24 protein-coding genes and 1 tRNA gene are annotated in these 26,013 nt (G+C 36.2%); 16 read left to right on the top strand and 9 right to left on the bottom strand.

What is annotated here, in order from left to right:
- Positions 1-355: substrate-binding domain-containing protein (locus ACIQZ2_RS10020; protein ID WP_395768718.1), on the top strand; the 355-nt coding region annotated here is incomplete at its 5' end.
- On the opposite strand, the gene ACIQZ2_RS10015 is transcribed toward ACIQZ2_RS10020, so the two are convergent.
- Both ACIQZ2_RS10015 and ACIQZ2_RS10010 read right to left on the bottom strand, forming a co-directional pair.
- Positions 350-796: a GNAT family N-acetyltransferase gene (locus ACIQZ2_RS10015; protein WP_395768717.1), complete on the bottom strand. Its 447-nt coding sequence runs from the start codon at positions 794-796 to the stop codon at positions 350-352. The two genes, ACIQZ2_RS10020 and ACIQZ2_RS10015, sit on opposite strands and share 6 nt — an antisense overlap.
- A 2-nt stretch (positions 797-798) precedes the next feature.
- Positions 799-1,827 (bottom strand): RluA family pseudouridine synthase, encoded by a 1,029-nt coding sequence (locus ACIQZ2_RS10010; protein ID WP_395768716.1) that lies wholly within the window; start codon positions 1,825-1,827, stop codon positions 799-801.
- On the opposite strand from ACIQZ2_RS10010, the gene ACIQZ2_RS10005 reads away from it, so the two are divergent.
- On the top strand, positions 1,820-2,686 hold the full coding sequence (locus tag ACIQZ2_RS10005) for a 1-aminocyclopropane-1-carboxylate deaminase/D-cysteine desulfhydrase (protein WP_395768715.1): 867 nt from the start codon (positions 1,820-1,822) through the stop codon (positions 2,684-2,686). The two genes, ACIQZ2_RS10010 and ACIQZ2_RS10005, sit on opposite strands and share 8 nt — an antisense overlap.
- Here the strand turns inward: ACIQZ2_RS10005 and sufB are convergent.
- Both sufB and ACIQZ2_RS09995 read right to left on the bottom strand, forming a co-directional pair.
- On the bottom strand, positions 2,683-4,137 hold the full coding sequence (gene sufB, locus ACIQZ2_RS10000) for a Fe-S cluster assembly protein SufB (protein WP_395768714.1): 1,455 nt from the start codon (positions 4,135-4,137) through the stop codon (positions 2,683-2,685). The two genes, ACIQZ2_RS10005 and sufB, sit on opposite strands and share 4 nt — an antisense overlap.
- 79 nt (positions 4,138-4,216) lie before the next feature.
- Positions 4,217-4,681, bottom strand: coding sequence for an Lrp/AsnC ligand binding domain-containing protein (locus tag ACIQZ2_RS09995; RefSeq protein WP_395768713.1), 465 nt, complete (start codon positions 4,679-4,681; stop codon positions 4,217-4,219).
- A gap of 414 nt (positions 4,682-5,095) precedes the next feature.
- On the opposite strand from ACIQZ2_RS09995, the gene ACIQZ2_RS09990 reads away from it, so the two are divergent.
- Entirely contained in the window at positions 5,096-5,731 is a 636-nt protein-coding gene (locus ACIQZ2_RS09990; protein WP_395768712.1) for a peroxiredoxin, read from the top strand.
- A gap of 98 nt (positions 5,732-5,829) precedes the next feature.
- Entirely contained in the window at positions 5,830-7,479 is a 1,650-nt protein-coding gene (pgi, locus tag ACIQZ2_RS09985) for a glucose-6-phosphate isomerase (RefSeq protein WP_395768711.1), read from the top strand.
- Here pgi and hisS read toward each other — a convergent pair.
- Entirely contained in the window at positions 7,476-8,849 is a 1,374-nt protein-coding gene (gene hisS, locus ACIQZ2_RS09980) for a histidine--tRNA ligase (RefSeq protein WP_395768710.1), read from the bottom strand. The genes pgi and hisS overlap by 4 nt on opposite strands.
- An 82-nt stretch (positions 8,850-8,931) precedes the next feature.
- On the opposite strand from hisS, the gene ACIQZ2_RS09975 reads away from it, so the two are divergent.
- The 12 genes from ACIQZ2_RS09975 to ACIQZ2_RS09920 all read left to right on the top strand — a co-directional run bounded on the left by ACIQZ2_RS09975 (position 8,932) and on the right by ACIQZ2_RS09920 (position 20,570).
- Positions 8,932-9,075, top strand: coding sequence for a hypothetical protein (locus ACIQZ2_RS09975; protein WP_377976088.1), 144 nt, complete (start codon positions 8,932-8,934; stop codon positions 9,073-9,075).
- Between the two features lie 72 nt (positions 9,076-9,147).
- Positions 9,148-9,903, top strand: coding sequence for a DUF1080 domain-containing protein (locus ACIQZ2_RS09970; protein ID WP_395768709.1), 756 nt, complete (start codon positions 9,148-9,150; stop codon positions 9,901-9,903).
- A gap of 60 nt (positions 9,904-9,963) precedes the next feature.
- The gene (locus ACIQZ2_RS09965) at positions 9,964-10,728 is read left to right on the top strand and encodes a class I SAM-dependent methyltransferase (protein ID WP_395768708.1); all 765 of its coding nucleotides are present in this window, start codon (positions 9,964-9,966) and stop codon (positions 10,726-10,728) included.
- A 1-nt stretch (position 10,729) separates the two neighbouring features.
- Positions 10,730-12,022: an aminopeptidase P family protein gene (locus ACIQZ2_RS09960; protein WP_395768707.1), complete on the top strand. Its 1,293-nt coding sequence runs from the start codon at positions 10,730-10,732 to the stop codon at positions 12,020-12,022.
- A complete protein-coding gene (locus ACIQZ2_RS09955) occupies positions 12,019-13,212 on the top strand; it encodes a DUF819 domain-containing protein (protein WP_395768706.1) in 1,194 nt (397 codons plus the stop codon). Before ACIQZ2_RS09960 ends, ACIQZ2_RS09955 begins: the two co-directional genes overlap by 4 nt.
- Positions 13,213-13,227: 15 nt before the next feature.
- Positions 13,228-15,015 carry a translation elongation factor 4 gene (gene lepA / locus ACIQZ2_RS09950; protein WP_395768705.1) on the top strand — a complete coding sequence of 596 codons (1,788 nt, stop codon included), beginning with the start codon at positions 13,228-13,230 and terminating at the stop codon, positions 15,013-15,015.
- Between the two features lie 72 nt (positions 15,016-15,087).
- Positions 15,088-16,710, top strand: a complete 1,623-nt coding sequence (locus ACIQZ2_RS09945) for a 2-oxo acid dehydrogenase subunit E2 (protein ID WP_395768704.1) — start codon at positions 15,088-15,090, stop codon at positions 16,708-16,710.
- A 60-nt stretch (positions 16,711-16,770) separates the two neighbouring features.
- Complete coding sequence (gene hisG / locus ACIQZ2_RS09940; RefSeq protein ID WP_395768703.1) at positions 16,771-17,634, top strand: ATP phosphoribosyltransferase; 864 nt, start codon at positions 16,771-16,773, stop codon at positions 17,632-17,634.
- A gap of 1 nt (position 17,635) precedes the next feature.
- Positions 17,636-18,898, top strand: coding sequence for a histidinol dehydrogenase (hisD, locus tag ACIQZ2_RS09935; RefSeq protein WP_395768702.1), 1,263 nt, complete (start codon positions 17,636-17,638; stop codon positions 18,896-18,898).
- Positions 18,898-19,950, top strand: coding sequence for a histidinol-phosphate transaminase (gene hisC, locus ACIQZ2_RS09930; RefSeq protein ID WP_395768701.1), 1,053 nt, complete (start codon positions 18,898-18,900; stop codon positions 19,948-19,950). The genes hisD and hisC overlap by 1 nt, the downstream gene beginning before the upstream one ends.
- Positions 19,947-20,492, top strand: coding sequence for a hypothetical protein (locus ACIQZ2_RS09925; protein ID WP_395768700.1), 546 nt, complete (start codon positions 19,947-19,949; stop codon positions 20,490-20,492). Before hisC ends, ACIQZ2_RS09925 begins: the two co-directional genes overlap by 4 nt.
- A gap of 4 nt (positions 20,493-20,496) precedes the next feature.
- Positions 20,497-20,570: transfer RNA gene (locus tag ACIQZ2_RS09920), tRNA-Ala, on the top strand.
- Positions 20,571-20,602: 32 nt separating this feature from the next.
- Here ACIQZ2_RS09920 and nspC read toward each other — a convergent pair.
- The 4 genes from nspC to ACIQZ2_RS09900 all read right to left on the bottom strand — a co-directional run.
- The gene (gene nspC / locus ACIQZ2_RS09915; RefSeq protein ID WP_395768699.1) at positions 20,603-21,736 is read right to left on the bottom strand and encodes a carboxynorspermidine decarboxylase; all 1,134 of its coding nucleotides are present in this window, start codon (positions 21,734-21,736) and stop codon (positions 20,603-20,605) included.
- A gap of 1 nt (position 21,737) precedes the next feature.
- Positions 21,738-22,952 (bottom strand): saccharopine dehydrogenase family protein, encoded by a 1,215-nt coding sequence (locus tag ACIQZ2_RS09910; RefSeq protein WP_395768698.1) that lies wholly within the window; start codon positions 22,950-22,952, stop codon positions 21,738-21,740.
- A gap of 54 nt (positions 22,953-23,006) precedes the next feature.
- Positions 23,007-23,489: a C40 family peptidase gene (locus tag ACIQZ2_RS09905; protein ID WP_395768719.1), complete on the bottom strand. Its 483-nt coding sequence runs from the start codon at positions 23,487-23,489 to the stop codon at positions 23,007-23,009.
- Positions 23,490-23,520: 31 nt separating this feature from the next.
- Positions 23,521-26,013 (bottom strand): UvrD-helicase domain-containing protein (locus tag ACIQZ2_RS09900; RefSeq protein ID WP_395768697.1); only part of this gene is annotated, 2,493 nt, incomplete at its 5' end.

Below are 26,013 nucleotides of genomic sequence, written 5' to 3'. Positions count from 1 at the left end.
TGGTATTATAAATGGATTTACGAAATTTTGTACGGATAATGAATTAACGTATGACATCATTCCCGACTTAGAAGAAGATGTCGATATTAAAGAAAAAGAAGCTTATATCGTTTTTAGGGAGTTTGATTTAATTAAAATGATCAATTGGTGCACAAAAAGAAATTGGAAATTTGGTCATGAAATTGGCGTTATATCGTATGATGATACCCCGTTAAAAGAAATAATATCAGAAGGTATCTCGGTAATTTCAAACGACTTTGCATTAATGGGTAAACGTGCTGCACAAATGATATTAGAAAAAACTAAAGGGCGCTTCTCAAATGATTATTATTTTGCTGATCGCCATTCGTTATAAATTCAAGTTAACATTGAGCCATTCGCCATCAAATGTGGCATGGTATTGTTTGTAAAATTCAATAGCAGGTGTATTCCAGTCCAAAACTTGCCACATCATACCAGTACAGTTGGTATTTTTAGCTTCATCTATACAAGTTTCAATAAGTTGTTTACCTATCCCCTTTCCGCGAAATTCATCTTTTACATAAAGATCTTCTAAATAGAAACGCTTGCCTTTCCACGTTGAAAAACGGAAATACCAAAGAGCGAAGCCTGCTAATTTCCCCTCATAAAAAGCCAAATTAGAATAAAACAAAGGATGATCGCTAAATCCACATGCTTTATAATCCAATAAAGTTGCTGTTACCTCATGTGGAGCCTTTTCATACAAAGCCAATTCCTTGACTAATGCTAAAATTAATGGAATATCGTCTATGGTAGCTCTGCGAATTTCTATCATAATCAGTCGTTTGTAAAATTTCTCAATTTAATTAGTAAATTATTGAAATCATCTGGAAGTTCACTTTCAAATTGAACCCATTCACGACTACTTGGGTGTACAAAACCTAATGAATGCGCGTGAAGTGCTTGACGTGGACAAAGTTTAAACATGTTATCGACAAACTGCTTAAAATTAGCTCTTGTACTCATAAACCGTATTTTGTCGCCACCATAAGAGGAGTCGGACATTAGTGGGTGCCCAATTGATTGAGCATGAGCCCTAATTTGATGCGTTCGACCAGTTTCCAAATTAAACTTCACGAAAGAACAAAATCCATATGATTCTATAACCTCATAATGCGTTATTGCTAATTTACCCTCTTCACTGGTCTCTGGTAACATATGCATAATTTTACGATCTTTTGGATGACGTGTGATATTGCCACGTAAAGTACCTTTCGATTCTTTAGGAACACCCCATAAAATAGCATAATATGTTCTTTCAATGGTATGATCAAAAAACTGTTTAGCCAGGAATGGCAAGGCCAATTCAGATTTTGCTATGACCAATAAACCTGATGTATCTTTATCAATCCGATGCACCAAACCAGGTCGGATTGCGTTAGTACCGGGTAAATTTTGACAATAGTACAATAAACCATTAACTAATGTCCCTGACCAATTTCCATGCGCAGGATGAACGACCATACCAGGGGCTTTATTGATTATCATTAAATCAGTATCTTCAAAAACGATATCAATGGGTATATCTTCTGCAATAACTTCAGTATCTCGTGGAGGATTTGAAAATGAAACGCTTATTTCATCAAAAGGCTTAACCTTGTAATTTGATTTAATTTGTTCATCATTAACTTTAACAGCACCATTTTCAATGCCTGCCTGAATCTTCGAACGACTTGAATTAGCAATTTTTAATAATAAGTATTTATCTATTCTTAACAATTGTTGACCTTTGTCAACAATAAAGTTAAAATGCTCAAATAGATCATCTTCTGATTCAATTGGGTCTATTTCTGGTTCTATGGACATCTTACAATTTGAAAAACAATTCTTACAGCTACCATCGAAAATCGATGAAATCCATGATGAACTTTTTGAGCAAAAAAATGTTCGCGTTTTTATCAAACGAGATGATTTAATTCACCCCATCATCAGCGGGAATAAGTGGCGCAAATTACGTGATTATATTGAATTAGCGCAACTAAATGGACAAAAGCATGTGATAAGTTTTGGAGGGGCATATTCCAACCATTTATATGCTTTGGCCTTTGTGGCCAACAAATTCAAACTATCTTCGACCGGCGTGATACGTGGTGAAGAATTAACAGCAGAAAGTAACATCTTTTTAAGGCAAATGAAAGATTGGGGAATGGATTTGAAATTTGTTACTAGGACGGATTACAAACAAAAATTCATTCCCAAGGAAGTTGACATACAAAACGCTCTCATCATCGCAGAAGGCGGTTTTGGAGAAATAGCTACAAAAAGTGTCGCTACAATTATAAATGAAACTGATGAGTCCAAATATCATCATATTTTTTGTCCAGTAGGCACTGGAGCTACCTATCTTGGACTATGTCATGCTTCTGTTTCTTCAAATATTCATGGCATTTTAACGTTAAACAACCTAGAAGAGATTAAATCGAATGCTATTTCGTTAAACATAGCCATTCATAAACTTTACACGGCTTACATATTTGGAAAATATGGAAATAGACCCGAAAAAATAAACGAGTTTTGTAAAAGATTCGAAGAAAAACATGGAATAAAAATAGAGCCCATTTACACCGGAAAGCTGTTTTATGGACTCTATGATTTAATTCAAAAAGATATATTTACGCCGAATAGCAATATACTGGCTATACATACAGGAGGCATTAAGTATTAACCAACAGAACCTTCTAATGAAATGGCTAATAATTTTTGAGCCTCTACCGCAAACTCCATGGGAAGTTGATTTAAAACTTCTTTTGCATAGCCATTAACTATCAGTGCAACAGCGGTTTCAGAAGATAAACCTCGCTGATTGCAATAAAAGATTTGATCCTCGCCAATTTTAGAAGTAGTGGCTTCATGTTCAACAGATGAAGAACTATTTTTAACTTCCAAATAGGGAAAAGTGTGAGCACCACATTTATCACCTAACAATAAGGAATCACATTGAGAGAAATTTTTAGATTTATCAGCTTTACGTGCTACTTGTACAAGTCCCCGATAAGAATTTTGAGAAAATCCCGCTGAAATACCTTTAGACACTATCCTAGATTTAGAATGCTTACCTAAATGTATCATTTTAGTTCCTGTATCAGCTTGTTGGTAATTATTCGTTACAGCCACTGAATAAAACTCCCCGATCGAATAATCCCCTTTGAGTACTACAGAGGGATATTTCCAAGTAACCGCAGAACCGGTTTCTACTTGAGTCCACGATAATTTTGAATTTGCCCCATCACAAATCCCACGCTTGGTCACAAAATTGAAAATGCCACCTTTGCCATCCTTATCGCCAGGGTACCAATTTTGCACGGTGCTATATTTTACCTCTGCACCCTTATGGACAAATATCTCCACTACCGCAGCGTGTAACTGATTTTCATCACGTTGAGGCGCAGTGCAACCTTCTAAATAACTTACATAGGAATCTTCGTCAGCAATAATTAACGTGCGCTCAAATTGACCAGTTCCTGAGGCATTAATTCGAAAATAAGTGGATAATTCCATTGGGCATCTAACTCCTTTTGGAATATAGCAAAAAGAACCATCTGAAAATACCGCCGCATTTAAAGCAGAAAAGAAATTATCCTTAACAGGTACTACGCTGCCTAAGTATTTCTTAACAAGCGCTGGATGCTCCTTAACGGCTTCTGATATAGAACAAAAAATAATTCCCTTCTCAGCTAAAGTCTCTTTGTACGTAGTCGCAACAGAAACAGAGTCAATGACAGCGTCTACAGCGACAGCAACCCCTGATATGCGTTTTTGTTCATCTAACGAAATACCCAACTTTTCAAATGTCCGCCTTAATTCAGGATCTATTTCATCTAAGGAATTAAGCGTCTTTTTGGGCTTAGGTGCAGAATAATACTTTAGTGCTTGATAATCAGAAGGCGTATAAGTTAGATTGGCCCAATCTGGTTCCTTCAACGTCTTCCAGTGATTGAATGCCGCTAAGCGCCACTCAAACATCCACTCAGGTTCATTTTTTTTATTGGATATAAATCGAATAATTGATTCATCCAAACCCATTGGAGCTTCATCAGTCTCAAAATTCGATTCAAATCCATACTTATAGTCTGAATTTGTTACTTCCAACAAAATATCATCTGGGTGCTCTGCCATCTCGCTTTATAAATTAGAATACAAAATTACAAATCAATTTATAAAATAGAAGCATTTAAATAGAATGAATCTAAATAAATTAAAATAAAGGTGTATTTCTAATCAAACTTTCTTCTAAAGAAATAAAAGTTTCTGTTCTTTGAATACCTTTAACACGTTGTATTTTGTCATGAAGGACCTCGCGTAAATGCTGGGTGTCTCTACATATTATTTTAGCAAAAATGCTATAAATTCCTGTTGTATAGTGAATATTAACTACTTCTGGAATAGCTTCTAATTGTTTAGCCACATCCTCATATAGCGAACTTTTATCAAGGTATATTCCCAAAAATGCTGAAATATCCCATCCAATTTTAGAATAATCAATGAGTAACTGAGCACCTTTTACCACACCTAGCGATTCCATTTTTTTCATTCTTACGTGAACAGTACCACCCGAAACATCCAAACGTTGACCAATTTCCGTGTAAGGCAAATTGGCGTTATCAACTAATATTTCTAATATTTTGTAATCTAAAGGATCTAAATCTGTCTTCTTATCCATTCGAATTTTTTAATATTTAGGTAAAATTTTTAAAAATTATCCAATAAATTGATATTTTTATTAAAATATTTTGAAATAATTAAAAACATCATCTATATTTGTTAGCAGATAATTACAAAGGTAGTTATTTTTCACTGTAGGGTGATGAAATTGGCAGACGTGCCCTCCTGTCTCGGGGGTGGTGATATCAGAATAAACACGGCATAATGGGTTGACCACTAAATCAGTTCTGTGTCGAGGCTAACTGCACCTTGGAGGTTCGAATCCTTCTCCTACAGCTTTTTAATTAATTGGTTTTTAGTTTGTTGATGAAGTGTAATGTTAAAAGCAATTCTATTTTAGAATTGCTTTTTTTATTATTAATAAAGTCTATATATTTGATAGAATTTATATATTAATTTAAACCCTCACATCATGTCTTTACATTTAGGCGACATCGCACCAGATTTTACTGCCAACACAACGCAAGGACCTATTAATTTCCATGAATGGATTAATGACTCCTGGGTATTATTGTTTAGTCATCCAGCAGATTTCACACCAGTATGTACCACTGAATTAGGTAAAACGGCTTTGTTAGCAGGTGATTTTTTAAAACGTGGTGTTAAAGCCATAGCAATTTCAGTTGATGACTTAGACTCACATAATAAATGGGTACCCGATATCGAGGAAGTTAATAATGTAAAAGTGAACTTCCCTATAATTGCAGATCCTGACAAAAAAGTAGCTGTTTTGTATGATATGATTCATCCCAATGCGTCAGAAAAAGCCACTGTGCGATCAGTATTTATCATTGGACCAGATAAAAAAATTAAGTTAACGCTCACCTACCCTGCTTCGACAGGTCGGAATTTTACTGAAATACTACGCGTAATTGATTCATTGCAGTTAACAGCCAATTATCAAGTAGCTACACCGGCGGATTGGCAAAATGGTGATGACGTCATAATTGTTCCATCTGTCTCAAATGAAGATGCTGAGATTAAATTCCCTAAAGGATTTACAAGCGTGAAACCTTATTTGCGTAAAACACCACAGCCTAATTTATAGCCTAGCAACATAAAAAATTAGAGGTGCAATGAGGGCTTGTATCCCTTTTTTCATACCTGATTTAATTGTATTTTTGAGAATTAATTAGCCTTTACTCAATGTCCTTATCAAATATTGCCTTTGCAAATACAAAAGCTTTCCAATTACTAAGTCAAGATCGCCAAAGATTAGAAGCTATCACGATTAAAGAATTGTTTCAAGCAGATTCTAACCGACAATCAAAATTCAGTATACTGAATCAAGATATATTACTCGACTATTCGAAAAATATACTGGATGAAACCAGTTTTTTACACTTGATTGAGCTGGCCAACGAATGTAAATTAGGAGAAGCTATAAAGGCACAGTTTAGGGGGGATAAAATCAATCAAAATGAGAATCGTGCGGTTTTGCATACCGCATTACGCGCTAGATCCGATGAAAAAATACTTGTTGATGGGGAAAATATTATGCCTGCGATTAATGCTGTAAAAAAGCATATGCGTGTTTTTACAAATCAAGTTATATCAGGTGAATGGAAAGGATATACGGGAAAAGCCATTACTGATGTGGTTAACATTGGTATCGGTGGATCAGATTTAGGACCTGTTATGGTTACAGAAGCATTAAAGCCCTATAAAAATCATTTAAATATACACTTTGTAAGTAATGTGGATGGTACGCATATAGCAGAAACATTAAAAAAAGTTAACCCAGAAACGACCCTATTCCTTATTGCATCAAAAACATTTACGACACAAGAAACCATGGCCAATGCTTTTTCGGCTAGAAAATGGTTCCTTGATCAAGCCATCGAAGTATCATCTGTCTCAAAGCATTTTGTTGCTCTATCAACGAATGCGAAAGCTGTTAGTGAATTTGGAATTGATGTAGCTAATATGTTTGAATTTTGGGATTGGGTTGGTGGGCGTTATTCACTTTGGTCGGCGATTGGTTTATCTATTTCCTTATCAATAGGATATGAGAATTTTGAATTACTGCTGGCAGGTGCTAACGAAATGGATAAACACTTCGAAACGGCATCTTTTGATCAAAATATGCCCGTTATAATCGCCTTACTTGGTATTTGGTATGTAAATTTCTTTGGAGCAGCTACGCATGCTATACTTCCATATGACCAATATATGCACCGCTTTGCCGCTTATTTCCAACAAGGAGATATGGAATCCAATGGAAAAACGGTGGATAGAAATGGGAACCGCGTTGATTATGCAACTGGACCTGTCATTTGGGGAGAACCTGGTACAAATGGCCAACACGCATTTTACCAGTTAATTCATCAAGGCTCACAATTAATACCAGCCGATTTTATCGCACCAGCTATTACGCACAATAAAATAGGTAATCATCATACGTTATTAATGTCAAATTTCTTTGCTCAAACTGAAGCTTTGATGAATGGAAAATCAAAGGAAGTAGTGGAACAAGAATTAAAAAATGCTGACTTAGGCGCAGAAGAAATAACTAGACTCAGTCCCTTTAAAGTTTTCGAAGGAAATAAACCGACGAATTCAATACTTGTTAAACAGATCACACCGAAAACATTAGGAGCCTTGATTGCCTTGTATGAACATAAAATCTTTGTTCAAGGCGTCATTTGGAATGTGTTTTCCTATGACCAGTGGGGTGTTGAATTAGGAAAACAATTAGCTAACTCCATTCTACCTGAATTAGCAAATAACGAAAAAATCCATTCGCATGACAGTTCAACGAATGGATTAATTAATCAGTTTAAAGCTTGGCGCTAAATGTCTGATAAATATTGTATTAATTCTGAAATGGAGAGCACACGTTGTTCTCCATTTTTCATATCCTTTACAGCAATTGAATTATCTTGAATTTCTTGTTCACCAATTACTCCGACAAATGGAATTCCCTTTTTATCGGCAAATTCAAAAGACTTTTTAATTTTTGCAATATCAGGATAAACCTCCGTTGGAATATTAGCCTTACGCAATTCATTTGCTATTTTAACGGCTAAACCTTGACCATTTTCATCAAAATATGTTATAAGAAGCTTACTAGCACTAAGCATAATATCAGGGAACAAATTCAATTCTCGCATTACATCAATAATACGTTCGATACCGAACGAAATTCCGACCCCACTCATGTTAGGTAATCCAAAGGATTCCGTTAAATTATCGTAACGTCCTCCGCCGACAATAGAACCAAAAGGTAAATCCACCGCCTTACCTTCATATATTAGACCGGTATAATAACTCAAACCGCGTGCCAATTTAAAGTCAAAAAGAACATTTGAATTATCATAACCATTTAAGGAAGACAATTCTAGCACACTCCGAATCTCGGTTAAGCCTTGTTGGCCAATTACATTTTTGCCAAAAAAATCATCTAGCATCTGAATTTTTGCGGCATTGTCTCCTTGAAAACTAAACAACTTTTGGAGCGAATCAATCTGTACCTGTGAAAACCCATTTGTTAGTAATTCTGAACCAACAGAATCCCAACCAATTTTATCTAATTTATCTACAGCAACTGCGAACGAAACAAATAAATCATTGGCACCTAGGGTATCCACAATCCCAGCAAGAATTTTACGCGAATTAATAACCATGTTGGTTTTAAGATTCAATGAGGAAAAAATAGCTTGAAACAAGGCTATCAATTCAACTTCATTGATAAGAGAGTCTGAACCAATAATATCGGCATCACATTGATAAAACTCTCGATATCGACCTTTTTGAGGCCGATCAGCACGCCAAACAGGCTGGATTTGCGAACGGCGAAAAGGAAATGCAATATCATTCCGATTCATGGCAACAAATCGCGCAAAAGGAACCGTTAAATCATACCTTAAGCCCTTTTCTGCAATTTTAGGCATCAAAACCTTAGAACCAAGTTCAAAATCTTCAACATTAACCTTACTTAAATAGTCCCCTGAATTAAGGATTTTAAACAACAATTGATCCCCTTCATCGCCATACTTACCAGTCAATACTGAAAGGTTTTCTATTGCAGGAGTCTCGATTGATTGAAAACCAAAAGCTTCAAAATGCCTTTTAATTATTGAAAAAACATAATTACGTAGGGCCATTTCTTTAGGACCAAAATCTCTTGTACCTCTTGCGTTGTTGGGCTTTTGAATTACTTTCATAAAACAAATTTAATTATTCGAGGCAGATTATTTGATATATAAGCAATAATTCCTATTTTTGCACACCAAAATTATTATCAACATGGCCGTAACTAGACTAAAAAGAAAAGACAGAAGAAATAAAGCAGTAGCTAACAATAAAGTTGAAGCTATTAAAATCTTAAAACAAAGACCAATTATTAAGTTAGTTGATATTGAAGCTATCAAAGCTTCATTTGCTAAATAGTAATAATTTCTTGAAATTAGAACCGGTATATTTTACCGGTTTTTTTTTGTTCAAAAAACATCTCATCTACCTATGAAAAACATGAAAGTTATTTTCGCTTTACTTAGCTTAGGAATAAGCTATGGTTCAATCGCGCAAGATCATCGTCACGTTGTGACAAACCCTACCAAACCAGATGTTACTGAATACTGGGATCCAGAAGTACGCGTGGTTACTCCCGGCACAATTCCTTCAGATGCGATTGTGTTATTTGATGGGAAAAGTCTAGCAAACTGGGAAACCGCAAAAGATGGAAGTCCAGCTGCTTGGAAAGTAGAAGATGGTAAAATGACCGTTGTGCGTGGTGCTGGGAATATATCTACGAAACAAAAATTCACGAACTACCAATTACATATTGAATGGCAATCTCCTGTAGAGCCCGAAACCTTAAAAAGTCAAGGAAAAGGGAATAGCGGGGTTTTTATGCAAGGAATGTATGAAGTACAAGTATTAAACTCATATAAGAACCGAACGTATCGAAATGGCCAAGCAGGAAGTATCTACAAACAATCTGCTCCCTTGGTTAATGCCACCTCTGCAATGGGTGAATGGAATGTGTATGATATAATTTATACCGCTCCCGTATTTACTGTGAATGGTGGCATTGAGACACCGGCCTATATAACAGTTATGCACAATGGCATCGTAGTACAAAATCACACAAAAATTCAAGGTACAACGGAATACATCGGACAACCAAAAAATCCTGTGCATGGCCCTGGACCAATCAGCTTACAAGACCATGGCAATGCGGTAAGCTTCCGTAATATTTGGCTTCGCGAATTATAAGAATTTAAAATTTACATGAGGAAGGTTTTTAATTCGAAAAACCTTCCTTTTTTTTGTTGTATGAAATATATAATCAGCTGGGTACTTCGACATATTCCGAGAAAAGTTATCCAATTATTTGCACACAGACTCCTTAAACTTTATAGCCTATTTTTAACAGGCAACAAAGTATACTGTCCAGTATGTGATCATTCTTTTTCGAAATTTTTACCCTATGGACGATTGCAACCGCGAGAAAATGCACTATGTCCTTCTTGTTTAAGTCTAGAACGTCATCGTTTAATGCATTTGTTTCTTAAAAACGAAACAACATTTTACACGAAAAAGCCTCGCGTATTGCATGTGGCACCAGAATATTGTTTTATTGACCGTTTTGAAAAGTACTTAGGAGAAAATTACATCACAGCCGATATTGAATCGCCCTTAGCAAAAGTTAAAATGGATTTACATGATATACCATTTGAGGATAATGCTTTTGACGTGGTATTCTGCAATCATGTATTAGAACACGTTAAAGATGATGTTCGTTGCATGCAAGAAATTCGTCGTGTATTAAAACCAGACGGATTTGCTTTGTGCCAAAGTCCTCAACGCTATGATTTAGAAACTACTTATGAGGATGCCAGTATTACAGATCCCAAAGAGCGAGAAATTCACTACTTACAAGACGATCATTTGCGAATATATGGCCGAGATTTTGGTTTGCAATTAGAAAAATCAGGATTTACTGTTAATTCAGTAAATATGATTGAGAAATTAGGATTCAACGAAAGTACTCGAATGGCATTGCCCATGGAAGAAATCATATATCAGTGTAAAAAATAAGATGCGCTATCAACCTTTTCCTTCTGACCTTTTTGTTAAAAATCGCAAAAAACTAATTGCGGAATTACCTCCTAAATCTTTGGTACTCATTAGTTCAAATGATATCATGCCCACAAATGCTGACGGTAGTATGGGATTTAAACAGCAAACCGATTTATTTTATTTGTCAGGCTTAGATCAAGAAGAAACGCTACTTTTGATTTATCCTGATGCACCGGAAGAACATTTACGCGAAATAGCTTTTGTTCGTGAAACCTCAGAATTAATAGCCATTTGGGAGGGTCATAAATATACCCAAGAAGAGGCGACCCAAATTAGTGGAATAAAAAATATTCAATGGACAAGTAGTTTTGAGCGTATATTAAAAACAGTAGTCTATTCTGCTGAATCCATATATATGATTGATAATGAACATATGCGTAATAGTTCATTAGTAGAAACACAAAATGCGCGTTTGGTTCAAGAAATAAAAGAAAAATATCCTTTGCATCGCATCGGCCGACTCGCTCCTATTTTAAATACATTACGTATGAAGAAGGAATCTGCAGAAATTGGTGCTATGCAAAAGGCAATCGATATTACAGAAAGTGCATTTAGACGAGTATTAAACTTTACCAAACCTGGAGTTTGGGAAAACGAAATTGAAGCTGAATTTATCCACGAATTCATCAAATTGCGTAGTGGTGGATTTGCATATACACCCATCATAGCTTCTGGAGCTAATGCTTGTGTACTTCATTATATCGAAAATGAACGTGAATGTAAAGATGGAGATTTACTTTTATTAGATGTAGGTGCTTGTTATGGAAATTATAATGCCGATATGACGCGAACTATTCCAGTGAATGGAAAATTCAGCGCAAGACAAAGACAAGTATACTTAGCCGTACAAGCCGTATTAAATTACGCGACTGAGATCATGCGCGCAGGTGTTTTTTGGGTTGACTATCAAAAAGCAGTTGAAGCATTCATGGAAAATCAATTGATTGAGTTAGGTTTATTTACAAGACAAGACGTTGAAAATCAAGACCCTAACCATCCCCTCTTTAAGAAATACTTTATGCATGGCGTAGCACATCATTTGGGATTAGATGTTCATGATGTGTGGGACAAATACAAACCATTCGAAGCCGGAATGGTCTTGACATGCGAACCAGGTATATACATACGAGAGGAAGGAATCGGAATACGTCTTGAAAATAATCTGTTAATTACTGATGGACCTGCAATTAATTTAATGGCCAATATCCCTATTGATATAGATGAAATTGAATTCTTAATGTCAAAAGGATGATTAAAGGGGAACTAGCCATATTCATTAGTCTAATCATCATGTTGGCTTGTATTTTTTACTTAGCCAAATTGAATATTCGAGTATTAAAATTACTTTTTGCAGCCGTTCCTCCCCTATTGTTCTGTTATTTCCTCCCTTCATTACTTGTGGAGTATCATATAATTGATATCAGGGAGAGTGACTTGAATAGCACATTAGGAAAAATATTATTACCATTCTGTATTTTCTACTTCACATTGGGGTTGCCATTGAAAAAACTCAAATCAATCGGTAATAAACCTATCATATTATTCTTTGCAGGAGCCATGGGCATCATAGTAGGAGGACCAATGGCATTAAGCTTAAGTCATTTATTTTTTCCGAACGATTTTAATGCGGAATCTTATAAAGGACTGGCTACGATTGCTGGATCTTGGATTGGAGGAACTGCGAATCAAATGGCTTTAAATGCCATATTTTTACCAACACCCAATGAATTAGCAAAAGCAGTTACGGTAGATGTATTTTTTGGGGAAACTTGGCTAGCTATGCTGTTGTTTATTATTCCATTTCAAGATCGATTAAATCGATATCTAAAAGCGGAATATGAGGCAAGTTTGATTCCAAGCAATTTGGATGAAGACCTATTGGTTAAAAAATTCACATTTAACAACTTGATATACATACTTGGATTTGGTTTTGCTATCACACTGCTAAGTAATTCTGCAGGATTATTCTTATCTAAATTTATCGGTATCAGTTTTTTAAATTCAAGCTTTTGGACGTTTTTAATTTGTACTTCACTTGGCCTAGTACTAGGATTTAGTCCTTTAAGAAAACTTTTTTATGCAGGAGCCGATGTCATTGCCACCTTATTTTTGTATTTCATTATAGCATCCATCGGACTTAAAATATCACTTAGTCATTTATTTTCTACTCCAATCCTACTATTTACTGGATTTATATGGATAAGCATTCACGGCTTAGCTATATTTGTAGTTGGAAAATGGATAAAAGCCCCATACCATTATATGGCGATTGCATCGCAAGCAAATGTGGGAGGAATAGCCTCGGCTTCCGTTATTGCAACAGCGATAAGTCCGGCACTTACTTCATTGGGAGTTATCTTAGCCTTACTTGGTTATGCGATAGGGACTTATGGAGGGTATATTTCGGCACTTCTCATGCAATGGGTAAGCCAAACATATTAGTAGTAAAATACATAGATGAAAAACATTCGCAACTTCTGCATTATTGCACACATTGATCACGGTAAGAGTACCTTGGCAGATCGATTAATTGAATTTACCAATACCGTCCAAAAGCGGGATATGATGAATCAATTATTAGATGATATGGATTTAGAGCGTGAACGAGGAATCACGATTAAGTCGCATGCCATACAAATGCAATACCCCAAAGATGGTGAAGTATATACATTCAACTTAATTGATACGCCCGGACACGTAGATTTTTCATATGAGGTATCTCGGTCGATTGCCGCATGTGAAGGCGCGCTTTTAATTGTTGATGCATCACAGGGTATTGAAGCTCAAACTATTTCTAATTTATATTTGGCTATCAACCATGATTTAGAAATTATACCGGTTTTAAATAAAATTGATTTACCTGGTGCGATGCCAGATGAAGTATCTGATCAAATCATAGATTTAATTGGTTGTAAAAAAGAGGATATCATTCATGCGTCGGGAAAAGAAGGCATTGGCATACAAGCTATTTTGGATGCTGTCGTTTCACGCGTACCAGCTCCTAAAGGTGAGCCAGGGGAGCCTCTTCAAGCCTTAATTTTTGACTCTACCTTTAATTCATACCGAGGCATTGAAGTAATTTTCCGCGTATATAACGGAGAAATTCGAAAAGGTGATCGGGTAAAATTCATTAATACGGGTAAAGAATATTTTGCGGATGAAATTGGAACACTTGGATTAGAACAAGAACCCAAGTCGATTATTAAAACAGGGGATGTGGGTTATTTGATTTCTGGAATCAAGGAAGCCAAAGAAGTTAAAGTAGGTGATACCATTACGCAAGTAGCTAACCCCTGTCTCGTAGCAATTCAAGGATTCGAAGAAGTAAAACCAATGGTATTCGCGGGTATTTATCCAGTAGAAACATCAGAATTTGAAGATTTACGTGATGCAATGGAGAAACTCCAATTAAATGACGCATCGCTAGTTTGGGAACCTGAAACATCAGCAGCCTTGGGATTCGGATTCCGATGTGGATTTTTGGGTATGTTACACATGGAGATTGTTCAGGAACGCTTAGAGCGCGAGTTTGATATGACGGTGATAACAACAGTGCCTTCGGTTAAATTCAAAGTTATCACTACAGCAGGTGAAACACAATGGGTTTCGGCACCCAGTGAACTTCCTGAACCCAACTTGATTAATATCGTCGAAGAACCTTATATCAAAGCTCAAATCATTACAAAAGCAGAATATACTGGTGTGATCATGAGTTTGTGCATGGACAAGCGTGGGATTTTGGTAAATCAAATCTATTTAACGACAGATCGTGTAGAATTAACATTTGACATGCCTTTATCTGAGGTTGTATTTGACTTTTTTGACCGATTAAAGACGATATCAAGAGGTTACGCTTCGCTTGACTACGAATACAAAGGCTATGAGCCGGGCTATATGGTAAAACTTGATATTATGTTGAATGGGGAAAAAGTTGATGCGCTATCAGCAATTGTACACCGCGATAAGGCTTATGACTGGGGAAAGCGCTTGTGTGAAAAGTTACGAGAGCTATTACCACGCCAACAATTTGAAATTGCTATTCAAGCCGCAATAGGGCAAAAAATTATTGCTCGCGAAACGGTTAAGGCTTTACGTAAAGACGTATTAGCCAAGTGTTATGGTGGAGATATATCGCGTAAACGAAAATTATTGGAGAAGCAAAAGAAAGGGAAAAAGCGGATGCGTCAGGTAGGTAATGTAGAAATCCCTCAAGAAGCTTTTATGGCAGTTTTAAAACTTGATTAAAGCAAATAATTTTTAATAAAATCTTTTAGAATAAGCGTATAAAGCGTATTTTTGAAATTCAAATATAAAAGCATGGCTGAAGTAATTAGAATGCCCAAGATGAGTGACACCATGATTGAAGGTGTAATTGCAAATTGGCTTAAAAAAGAAGGGGACGTAATTAAGTCTGGAGACATTATTGCCGAAGTGGAAACTGACAAGGCAACCATGGAATTAGAAAATTATGAAGATGGAACCCTTTTATATATTGGAGTTAAAGCTGGAGAAGCTGTCCCAGTAGATGGCATTATAGCAGTCGTAGGCACTCCCGGAGAGGATTATTCAGCGCTTTTAGAAGCACCTGTGCCTTCAACAACTACCAATCAATCTGCTGAAGTCATACAAGAAGCGCCAGCACCAAGCCCCGCTGCTGTTACTGCCACACCTGCAATTGATTTAAGTGCCATTAAAGCAAAGGCCGTTCGTATGCCAAAAATGAGCGACACGATGATTGAAGGTGTCATTGCGAAATGGTTAAAAAAGACGGGGGATGTGGTAAAAAGTGGTGATATCATCGCAGAAGTTGAAACAGATAAAGCAACCATGGAATTAGAGAACTATGAAGATGGTACGCTATTATACATAGGAGCAAAAGAGGGTGAGGGAATTATTGTGGATGGAATAATTGCGATAGTGGGAGAACCAGGAACTGATTTCCAACCCATTTTAACTGCTGAAAAGCAAACACCTGCACCAGCGGTTGAACTTCCGCTGGCATCTCCTGTTGCCGCTGAAACAAAAGCAGATGCTCCTAAAGCTGTCGAAACAAACTCAACACCTTCGACCACTGACAAAGAACGAATCTCCGAAGATTCAATTAAAGCATCTCCATTAGCACGTGCATTAGCAAAAGAAAAAGGATATAATTTAAATTGGATAAAAGGAACAGGTGAAGGTGGTCGTATCACAAAAAATGATATTGAGGATTATAATCCAAGTTCAGGTGGAGCCATGTCGACCTTTATTTCGGGTGTTGAAAGTTTCGAAGATATTCCGAATAGCCAAATGCGTAAAACCATTGCGCGTCGCCTATCAGAATCTAAATTTAGTGCTCCAGAATTTTATCTCACGATGGAAATAAATATGGATAAGGCTATTGAAGCGCGCGTAAGTCTGAATGAAGTATTACCCGTAAAGATATCATTTAATGATATGGTAATTAAAGCTACCGCATTAGCCTTAACTAAGCATCCTAAGATTAATTCATATTGGATGGAAGATCGGATTCGTGTCAACAAACATGTACATATCGGAATGGCAGTAGCTGTAGAAGATGGTTTGTTGGTACCCGTTATTCGTTTTGCAAATGAGAAATCCATTGCGCAAATTTCAGCTGAGGCAAAAGAATTAGGCGGTAAAGCCAAGTCAAAACAGCTACAACCGAAGGATTGGGAAGGTAATACGTTTACGGTTAGTAATTTAGGTATGTTTGGTATAGACCAATTTACATCCATTATCAACTCCCCTGAATCTTGTATTTTGGCCGTTGGTGGAATTAAAGAAACTGTAGGTGTTAAAAACGGACAGTTTTACGCAACCAATATCATGAAATTAACATTAACATGTGACCATAGAGTGGCAGACGGAGCTGCAGGAGCAGGATTCCTGTTAACACTGAAGCAATACCTCGAGGATCCACTTAAAATGTTTATTTAACATCTTAATTTACAAGCCTCGAATTATTTCGGGGCTTGATTATTTTTAGCTTATTATCAAATGGAGTCACAAAATATTAGAATAGCTGTACAAAAATCAGGACGTTTAAGCGAAGAATCACTTAAACTATTCAAGTCTTGTGGTATAAAGTTTGAATCGGGGGGGTCGAAGCTCAAAACGGTATCAAGTAATTTTCCAATTGAATTTTTATTTCTTCGTGACGACGATATACCAGGCTATGTGGAAGATGGTGTTGCAGACTTAGGCGTTATTGGTGAAAATGTACTTATGGAACACGTTCGTCAAGTTGACATTGTTAAAGAACTTGGTTTTTCTAAATGCCGTTTATCATTAGCTATACCTAGAAATGAAGAATATTCGGGCATAAACTATTTTCAAGGTAAAAATATAGCAACCTCCTACCCTAATTTGACCAATGCCTTTTTAACCAAACAAGGTATTCAGGTAACCACACATGAAATCTCAGGTTCGGTTGAAATAGCCCCAAGCATAGGTTTGGCTGAGGCTATTTGCGATATTGTTTCTACAGGTGGAACATTGCTAAGCAATGGCTTAAAAGAAGTAGCCACTGTATTTCAAAGCCAGGCCGTTTTAATCGCAAACAAATCATTATCATCTGAAAAAAAAGCAATTCTTGCGAAGCTATTATTTCGTATCGATTCAGTTCAAAGAGGACAAAATGTTAAATATGTGGTATTAAATGCTAAAGCGTCCGATTTAGATAAAATTAAATCACTTTTACCAGGAATGAAAGCACCTTCAGTTATGCCATTGGCTGAGCAAGGCTGGGTATCTATACACTCCGTTATCTCTGAAAATGATTTTTGGGATATTATTGAAGCCTTGCGTGAAGCGGGTGCTCAAGGAATTCTCGTGCTACCCATAGAAAAAATGATTTTATAAGATGTTCTCTATTTTAAAATATCCAAGCAAAAGCAACTATAAGCTAATCTGCGAACGACCATCTTTGGACAGTGATTCGTTGGATACGCTTATAAAAGATGTTTTTGACCAGGTAAAGTTAACCGGAGACGAGGCTTTAAAATCATTAACCCTACAATTTGATAAAAAGCAACTTGAACAATTACAGTACACGCAAAGAGAAATTAATGAATTAGCTAATCTAGTTCCCAATGAATTAAAAGAAGCCATTCAAGTAGCCTACCATAATATTTACAAATTTCACGATTCACAAAAACTAGTTGAAAAAAGAATAGAGACAAGTCCTGGAGTAATTTGCTGGCAAAAATCCACAGCCATAGAGCGTGTAGGAATTTACATTCCTGGTGGAACAGCACCCTTATTTTCAACCATATTAATGTTAGCTATTCCTGCTAAAATAGCAGGATGTAAAGAAATTGTTTTGTGTACACCTGGTGATCACCCAGCCTTATTTTATGCAGCTCAATTATGTGGAGTAACACAAATGTTTAAACTCGGGGGGGCACAAGCAATAGCTGCAATGGCATTAGGTACCCAAAGTGTACCTGCAGTATACAAAATATTTGGCCCCGGTAATCAATACGTAACCGCGGCTAAATTATATGCCAATCGCTTGGGTATTGCAATAGACATGCCGGCAGGCCCCTCAGAAGTAGCTATCTTCGCTAATGAAACGTCAAATCCTGCATATATTGCATCTGATTTACTATCTCAAGCTGAACATGGGCATGACTCACAAGTCGTACTTGTTAGTACGTCTGAAAATATGTTAAATCAATCTATTCAAGCTGTAATATCTCAATTAAATACGCTACCTAGAAAGGATTTCGCAGAAAGCTCATTGAAGAATTCCCAATTTATATTAACTGAATCAACGGCAGAGGCCATTGAATTATTAAATGAATATGGAGCAGAACATTTAATATTGGCATGTGATGATGCAGAAGAAATGGCTAATTCAATCACAAATGCAGGATCCATTTTTCTTGGACATTATACACCTGAATCAGCTGGTGATTATGCTTCTGGGACAAATCATACCTTACCAACCAACGGCTTTGCCAAAGCATACTCGGGAGTAAACTTGGATAGTTTTGTTAAAAAAATAACACTACAAGCCATAAGTAAAGCGGGACTAGAATACATAGGACCTAGTGTAATTACCATGGCAGAAGCTGAATCATTGCAAGCACATGCTAACGCAGTAAAAATTCGTTTAACTTAATGAATTACCAAGACTATATATTGCCCCATATTTGGAGTTTAAAACCCTATTCATCTGCAAGGGATGAGTTTAAGGGCGAAGAAGGTATATTTCTCGACGCAAACGAAAACCCGATAGGCTCGGGAAATCTCGTTAACGCCTGGAATCGTTATCCTGATCCACTACAACGTCGTATCAAAACTCAATTAGCCGAAATAAAATCATGTAACGAGGATCAGCTATTTTTAGGAAATGGATCTGATGAAGCTATCGATTTACTCATGCGCATGACATGTGCTTCAGGATTACATAATATTATTATATGCCCTCCTACTTATGGCATGTATGAAGTTAGTGCGTCAATTAATAATATCTCAATTAATCGAGTTAACTTAAATGCTGATTACCAATTAAATGTATCGGGGATATTAAATGAGATAAATGATTCTACTCGATTGATATTTATTTGCTCACCCAACAACCCAACAGGTAATAAAATAAATCGTTCGTCTATTTATCAAATACTTGATTCATTTAAGACTGGATTTGTAATTATTGATGAGGCTTATATTGATTTTTCCGATGAACCGAGTTTTATACAAGAATTAGCTACTTATCCACAACTTATCATACTTCAAACCCTATCCAAGGCGTATGGCTTGGCATCATTACGTTTAGGCATGGCATTCGCAAATCCTCAGCTTATTGCCTTGTTGAATAAAATTAAACCACCCTATAATATCGGTGGAGCAACGCAAGAAATCGTCTTAAAAGCGCTTTCTAATAAGGAATTTGTAAAAGATGCCCTTAATTTGATAAATGAAGAAAAAAGAAATTTGGTAAATGAGTTTGAAAAAATACCTCAAGTAAAAAAAATATATACTAGTCATTCAAATTTTTTATTAGTTAACTTTGAACAAGCTCAGAAATTATTTGATTACCTAATTGATGAAAAAGTTATAACTAGAAATAGAAGTAATGTACCTTTGTGTGAGGAATCGATTCGCATAACCATTGGTTTGCCAACCGAAAATAGGGCCTTATTACAAAAGATTAAATCCTTTTACCTATGAGAATAATTCTCCCAAAAATTACCCTAATGGTATTACTAATGCTGACGAGTCCTTTGGCTTTTGGCCAACTAAAAGATTGGGCTGCAGGATTTAGGGTTGGAGAACCGGGGGGGTTTATGGCAAGAAAATATTCCGAAAATGGGGTTAACGCCATAGAGGTGAACTTAGGTACCTATGGCGGACTTTGGGGTACCGATAGAAAATATCAAGATGGAACATTTCAAAATATTGGATATTCTGTAAATGTTCTGTATTTATGGCATCACCCTACCCTAGTAAATGCTGACTTGCATACTTATTATGGCTTTGGTCCACAAATTAATTCTCGTGATTGGTATCCAAACAAAACAAGTAATAATCCAGCTGACGGGCGTGATCGCGTAACTGGCATGGGAGCAACGGCGATAGGAGGATTAGAGTACTTTCCTATTGATGCACCCAACTTAAGTTTCTTTACTGAAATTGGATTTTATGCTGAAATATTTCCGAATCCGTTTTTCCTGAACTTACAAGGCGGACTTGGTGTTCGCGTAAATTTCTAAGCTTGGGGATGTAGCTCAGTTGGCTAGAGCGCTTGCATGGCATGCAAGAGGTCGTCGGTTCGAGCCCGATCTTCTCCACAAAAAAGGACTTCAATCGAAGTCCTTTTTTTTTATAAACGATCTTTAAATGACTCATATCCGAAATGCTTAAATCGTTGGTAATTTCCATGCATGTCAATCATACCTATATCTGGCAAATTAACTCCATTAAACGTAGTAGTTTTAACCATGGTATAGTGAATCATATCTTCAAAAATAATGGAATCCCCTATTTTAAGTGGCTCATCAAAGGAATAATCACCATAATAATCACCTGCTAAACAAGTCATACCGCCAAACCGATAGGTTGGCTTACCCACCTCCGGTTCCGATGATGCATTACGAATACGAGGTTTATATGGCATTTCAAGGGTATCTGGCATATGCGCGGCAAAAGAAATATCTAGTATAGCCACATCAATACCCGCAGAATGTACAATATCTAAAACGCTCGATTTTAAAAAACCCGTTTGCCAGCCAACGGCAGAACCAGGTTCCATAATAATATGCAAATGTGGATATTTGGCTTTAAATGTTAGCAACACGTGAATTAAATGATCTACATCGTAATCAGCACGCGTAATCAAATGACCACCGCCTAAATTCAACCACTTTACTTGATGTAATAGATCACCAAACTTAGCATCAATAACAGCTAAAGTACGTTCCAAAACATATGAATCATTTTCGCACAAAGTGTGCGAATGCAAGCCTTCTACATTCACAGGAAGGGTACTTCCTAAATCACTTCGACGAATACCTAAGCGAGAACCCGAAATACAGGGGTTATACATATCAGTAGCTACTTCAGCATATTCTGGATTAATTCGAATGCCACAAGAAATACCTTGATCTTTTGCTGTTGAGGAAAATTGCTCAAGCTGATTTAATGAATTAAACGTCATATGACTAGCATACTTCATGAATTCAGGAAACTCACTAGGTAAATAAGCGGGCGTATAGGCATGGCATTTCATTCCCATTTCCTCAAATGCTAAACGCGCTTCATGTAAAGAACTTGCTGTCGATCCAGCTAAATACTGTTTAACAATAGGGAAGACATGATAAAATGAAAACCCTTTTAACGCACATATAATCTCCACTCCTGCTTCCTGTTGAACACGTTGCAAAAGCTTCAAATTTGAGAGCAATAAATTTTGCTCAATTACATAAGCAGGCGATGAAATTTCTGGATATAGCTGCATCCTAGTATTCGTTAGGCAATTCACCATTAATTTCTTCAATCCACGGTAATCCATGGACATTCAACAACTCCATGAATGGGTCTGGATTAAACTCCTCTACGTTGTAAACACCCGGCTTAAACCAAATACCTTCGCACATTAATGAAGCACCTATCATAGCAGGAACACCGGTAGTATAGGAAACACCTTGCGCTTGAACTTCATTAAAGCAATCCGCATGGTGACAATTGTTATAAACATAATACGTTGCGTCTTTACCATCCTTAACTCCCTTGATCTGGCAACCAATGGAGGTTTGACCTGAATAATTTTCTCCTAGAGTCCCTGGTTCTGGTAATACTGCCTTTAAAAACTCAAGTGGAACAATATCCATTCCATTAAACTTAATGGGTTGGATAGATGTCATGCCTACGTTTTGCAAAACTTCTAAATGCGTCAAATACGCCTGTCCAAAGGTCATCCAAAAACGTGCACGCTTAAGGGTAGGAAAATTTTTTGTTAATGATTCGAGTTCCTCGTGATACAAAAGATAAGACTCTTTTGGTCCAATGTTTGGATAGCTAATGGGTTTATGAATAGACATGGCTTCAATTTCAACCCATTGACCATTCTCCCAATACTTACCCTTTTGAGTAATCTCTCGAATATTAATTTCAGGATTAAAATTGGTAGCAAAGGCTTTGCCATGATCACCAGCATTGCAATCAATGATATCAAGGTAGTGCATCTCATCAAAGTAATGTTTATTCGCATAAGCGGTATAAACACCAGTAACTCCGGGATCAAATCCACAACCCAATAAAGCCATTAAACCAGCTTCTTTAAAACGCTCTTGGTAAGCCCATTGCCAGGAATACTCGAATTTAGCTTCATCCTTAGGCTCATAATTAGCAGTATCCAAGTAGTGTACCCCTGTAGCCAAACAAGCATCCATGATTGTTAAATCTTGGTAAGGTAAAGCCACATTGATAACCATAAATGGTTTCTCGGTTTCGAACAAACGTATTAAGGCAGGTACATCATCAGCATCTACTTGACGCGTATGAATTTCCGTTGGCAAACCTATTTTCTTTGCTTCCTCTGCAATCGAATCACATTTTTTCAATGTACGCGATGCTAAAATAACTTCAGAAAAGAAGGCAGGATTCATTGCACATTTTTTTGCGACTACGTTTCCAACACCTCCAGCTCCTATTATGATTACTTTTTTTCCCATGATTTATTTAAAAAAGAATGCAAAAATACGCTAAGAATGCATAGAATCCATCGTTCACTTGGAAATATTTTTAAAGGGCCGAACAGCTTTTACAAATACATTAAACCAATATTTAGAAAACAAATTATCCTCCCTCACTCCTTTGCTTGTAGAAGCATGTATAAATAATACTTCCTTAGAGCTAATGACCTTCGTAACTAATCCAACATGATTTATGTTTGAAGAGCTATTGGTTTTAAAAAAAATCCAATCACCCTCTTTAATTGCATCTGTGCCAACAGGTAGTCCAAACATAGCTTGTTGGCTAGAAACCCTAGGTATAAGGTAATTTTGATCAACATAAACCCTATATAATAAACCGGAACAATCCATTCCGGTAGTATCGACACCTCCACTTTTATAAACTACACCCTTGTACTCCTTGGCAGCGTCAATTAGATTTGATATCTCACGTGGATTGAAGCCTGTAGCACCTGTAGCATCACGACTAAAAACAGAATGTCCTACCTGTCGAATGAGCTGGCATGAATCAAACACCAAGGTTAAAAGAATTAATAATAATAGAAACCTATACCTCTTCAATTTTTTGAGATTCTATGTAAATCAATACGGCTTTAACTTGTTTGAATCCCAAAAGAACTAAACAATTTTTATATTTCTCCATTTGAGAGATATAGGACTTATTTTCCTTTCCTGTCTTAAAATCGATAATATAGGTAATATCATTTTTTTGAATAACCCGATCTGGGCGTATAATTTCACCATCCGGAGCAAGTATATCCCGTTCAGAAAATAATAATTCTGATGGAAGAAAAAATGACCTAATCAACGCATTATCAAATAAGGAATCTATCAATTCAACTGTTTCTGAATCCAATTGCTTGGTCAGACTACTCTTATGACTATTGTAAAAATCATTATCTCGAATCTTGGATAAAAAATCATGGACTTTTTCCCCGCGTTCACGTCTTGATTGCGCACACGTATACGAATCATCGTGATTCGTTTGAATCCTGAAGTCAACTTCATTTTGAATCCGAGTACTTAATTCTAGTTGCTTTATATTATCCTCTTGAACATCAGCATCGTATTTTATGAACTGAGACGAAGCATGCAATAGAAAATAACGCATTGAGTCTTGATCAGAAATAAAATCAGGAATTGGCTTTTGCAAAGTGGGTTTAGATAAACAATAATCCAAAACCATTTGACCTAAAGAGTTCTTAAATGTATTCTTTGTTTGAGCATGTGCATCAACATGCGGCTGAGCTAAAAGAATATGCAAATGTTGCTTAGGCCTTGTAAATGCTACATATAACATATTCAATGCGTCTAAAAAAACCGAATCGAATTCATCTTTCTTTTGTCTACTTAACGAATCAAAATTATTCAACTCGTTCGGCACGACTTTTCCATAATAATATTTTAATGACCGATTATTAGCTAATTGAAGTACATCGAAATTAAACGGCTTTAAGTCAAACCACAATTGTTCTGTTTTTGGCTGGTGAGTCCAACTAACAAATGGCGTGATAACAACGGGATATTCTAAACCTTTGGAACGGTGAATGCTTGATATGGTTATCGCATTATCCCCTTCTGGACTCGCAATACTAAAGGCAGATTTGTTTGAATCATAATAGGTAAGGAATAAATTAAAATCGTCTGATTTTGTCAAAACAAATTCATTTATGATATCCAAAAGTTTAAACAAATATTCAATCTCAGATGCATACATCGTTAAATTAAAGGTAGATACCAATCCATAAACCCAGGCTACTAGATGCGATTCATCCCACTCACACCTAAATCCGCTTTCATGAAAATGTTGAAGGGCTAATTGATAATAATCTGTTTTCCTTGAATACTTTTCCGCAATGGTTTGAATATCAAGTTCTTCTTGGCAAAGATCTGCATATTGAAAAAGTAATTCCTTCATTCGAAAATCATCAGAAGGTTCAGATTTAAGACGCATGAAAGCGATTATAAAACCAACAACTTTAGCATAGTGCACGAGTAATGAATCCGAAGAAATAATAGGAATATTACGTTCCTTTAATTGAATAGCTAAAAATTTAGATTGCCTATTTTTTCGAGTTAAAATTGCAATATCCTTGTATTGAAATCCAGCAGCTAACTCTTTATCAATCAACTCTAAAATTCGATCCAACATCCAATTAGCTTCTAACTCCTGATGATTTTCAGCCAAAGGTTTATGATAAATCAGCACATCAACCAGCCCCGAATATTTTGATGCAGCTACTTTAGGCTCTTGCTTCAAATCGATTCCATAAATTGGGGAAACCAAAGAGGACCAATCCATAAATGTTTGATTAGATGAAATCCAATCAAAAAAATCATTGTTGAAACGAACAATTTCAACAGCACTACGATAATTAGAATCAAGACTTTTTAATTCACGATTCAACTTTAAGTAATCGAACCTTTCTAAATCCAAAGGGCTTTCTTGTAATTTTCGATCAATAAAATCCTGATTAACTGATTTCAAAGAAGAAATTAGGCCAACTTCACCACCACGGAATTTATAAATTGATTGCTTTGCATCACCAACCAAAAGGTTCTTTTTTCCTTGCGAAACAGCGTGTTCAAGTAATGGCATAAAATTTTGCCATTGCAACATCGAAGTATCTTGAAATTCATCTATTAATATATGATTATAGCGATCGCCCAACTTTTCATAAATAAATGGGACAGGGTCATTAGCGATAATATCATATAGACGTTTGGAAAACTCAGATATAGATACGGCAGAATTATCATTTTGGTATTGATGTAATTCCTCTGTTATTGTTGCGAGTAGAGCGATTTTCTTTAGGTCTTTTTTAATAAGTTTAAAAAGAAAATAATTTGAAGAAGTTAAATCGTATAAATCAACAAACTGTTGGCCGATAGCCGATAATTGGTCTGATACTTGAGCAACTTGTAATGAAATAACTTGATCCTGTGATTTTGAAGTCCATTGGTTTGACTCTAAAGAAGCTCTAAGGTATTTCAAAGCATGTGATTCGATTTCACCATTACTGATAATCTTAGAAAAATA

It is taken from the genome of Aquirufa sp., from assembly GCF_044342065.1.
GTDB lineage: Bacteria > Bacteroidota > Bacteroidia > Cytophagales > Spirosomataceae > Aquirufa.
Note: the sequence above shows the minus strand (reverse complement) of the source record. Positions and strands in the feature narration are given on the sequence as shown.

Excerpts from the sequence above, each read along its gene's own strand:
- ACIQZ2_RS09945 (WP_395768704.1), top strand. The coding sequence starts at position 15,088 with ATGGCTGAAGTAATTAGAATGCCCAAGATGAGTGACACCATGATTGAA.
- ACIQZ2_RS09970 (WP_395768709.1), top strand. The coding sequence starts at position 9,148 with ATGAAAAACATGAAAGTTATTTTCGCTTTACTTAGCTTAGGAATAAGC.
- ACIQZ2_RS09925 (WP_395768700.1), top strand. The coding sequence starts at position 19,947 with ATGAGAATAATTCTCCCAAAAATTACCCTAATGGTATTACTAATGCTG.
- nspC (WP_395768699.1), bottom strand. The coding sequence starts at position 21,736 with ATGCAGCTATATCCAGAAATTTCATCGCCTGCTTATGTAATTGAGCAA.
- ACIQZ2_RS10015 (WP_395768717.1), bottom strand. The coding sequence starts at position 796 with ATGATAGAAATTCGCAGAGCTACCATAGACGATATTCCATTAATTTTA.
- hisS (WP_395768710.1), bottom strand. The coding sequence starts at position 8,849 with ATGAAAGTAATTCAAAAGCCCAACAACGCAAGAGGTACAAGAGATTTT.
- ACIQZ2_RS10010 (WP_395768716.1), bottom strand. The coding sequence starts at position 1,827 with ATGTCCATAGAACCAGAAATAGACCCAATTGAATCAGAAGATGATCTA.
- ACIQZ2_RS09960 (WP_395768707.1), top strand. The coding sequence starts at position 10,730 with ATGCGCTATCAACCTTTTCCTTCTGACCTTTTTGTTAAAAATCGCAAA.
- hisC (WP_395768701.1), top strand. The coding sequence starts at position 18,898 with ATGAATTACCAAGACTATATATTGCCCCATATTTGGAGTTTAAAACCC.
- lepA (WP_395768705.1), top strand. The coding sequence starts at position 13,228 with ATGAAAAACATTCGCAACTTCTGCATTATTGCACACATTGATCACGGT.
- ACIQZ2_RS09995 (WP_395768713.1), bottom strand. The coding sequence starts at position 4,681 with ATGGATAAGAAGACAGATTTAGATCCTTTAGATTACAAAATATTAGAA.
- ACIQZ2_RS09975 (WP_377976088.1), top strand. The coding sequence starts at position 8,932 with ATGGCCGTAACTAGACTAAAAAGAAAAGACAGAAGAAATAAAGCAGTA.
- hisG (WP_395768703.1), top strand. The coding sequence starts at position 16,771 with ATGGAGTCACAAAATATTAGAATAGCTGTACAAAAATCAGGACGTTTA.
- ACIQZ2_RS09955 (WP_395768706.1), top strand. The coding sequence starts at position 12,019 with ATGATTAAAGGGGAACTAGCCATATTCATTAGTCTAATCATCATGTTG.
- ACIQZ2_RS09965 (WP_395768708.1), top strand. The coding sequence starts at position 9,964 with ATGAAATATATAATCAGCTGGGTACTTCGACATATTCCGAGAAAAGTT.
- hisD (WP_395768702.1), top strand. The coding sequence starts at position 17,636 with ATGTTCTCTATTTTAAAATATCCAAGCAAAAGCAACTATAAGCTAATC.
- sufB (WP_395768714.1), bottom strand. The coding sequence starts at position 4,137 with ATGGCAGAGCACCCAGATGATATTTTGTTGGAAGTAACAAATTCAGAC.
- ACIQZ2_RS09910 (WP_395768698.1), bottom strand. The coding sequence starts at position 22,952 with ATGGGAAAAAAAGTAATCATAATAGGAGCTGGAGGTGTTGGAAACGTA.
- ACIQZ2_RS09990 (WP_395768712.1), top strand. The coding sequence starts at position 5,096 with ATGTCTTTACATTTAGGCGACATCGCACCAGATTTTACTGCCAACACA.
- ACIQZ2_RS10005 (WP_395768715.1), top strand. The coding sequence starts at position 1,820 with ATGGACATCTTACAATTTGAAAAACAATTCTTACAGCTACCATCGAAA.
- pgi (WP_395768711.1), top strand. The coding sequence starts at position 5,830 with ATGTCCTTATCAAATATTGCCTTTGCAAATACAAAAGCTTTCCAATTA.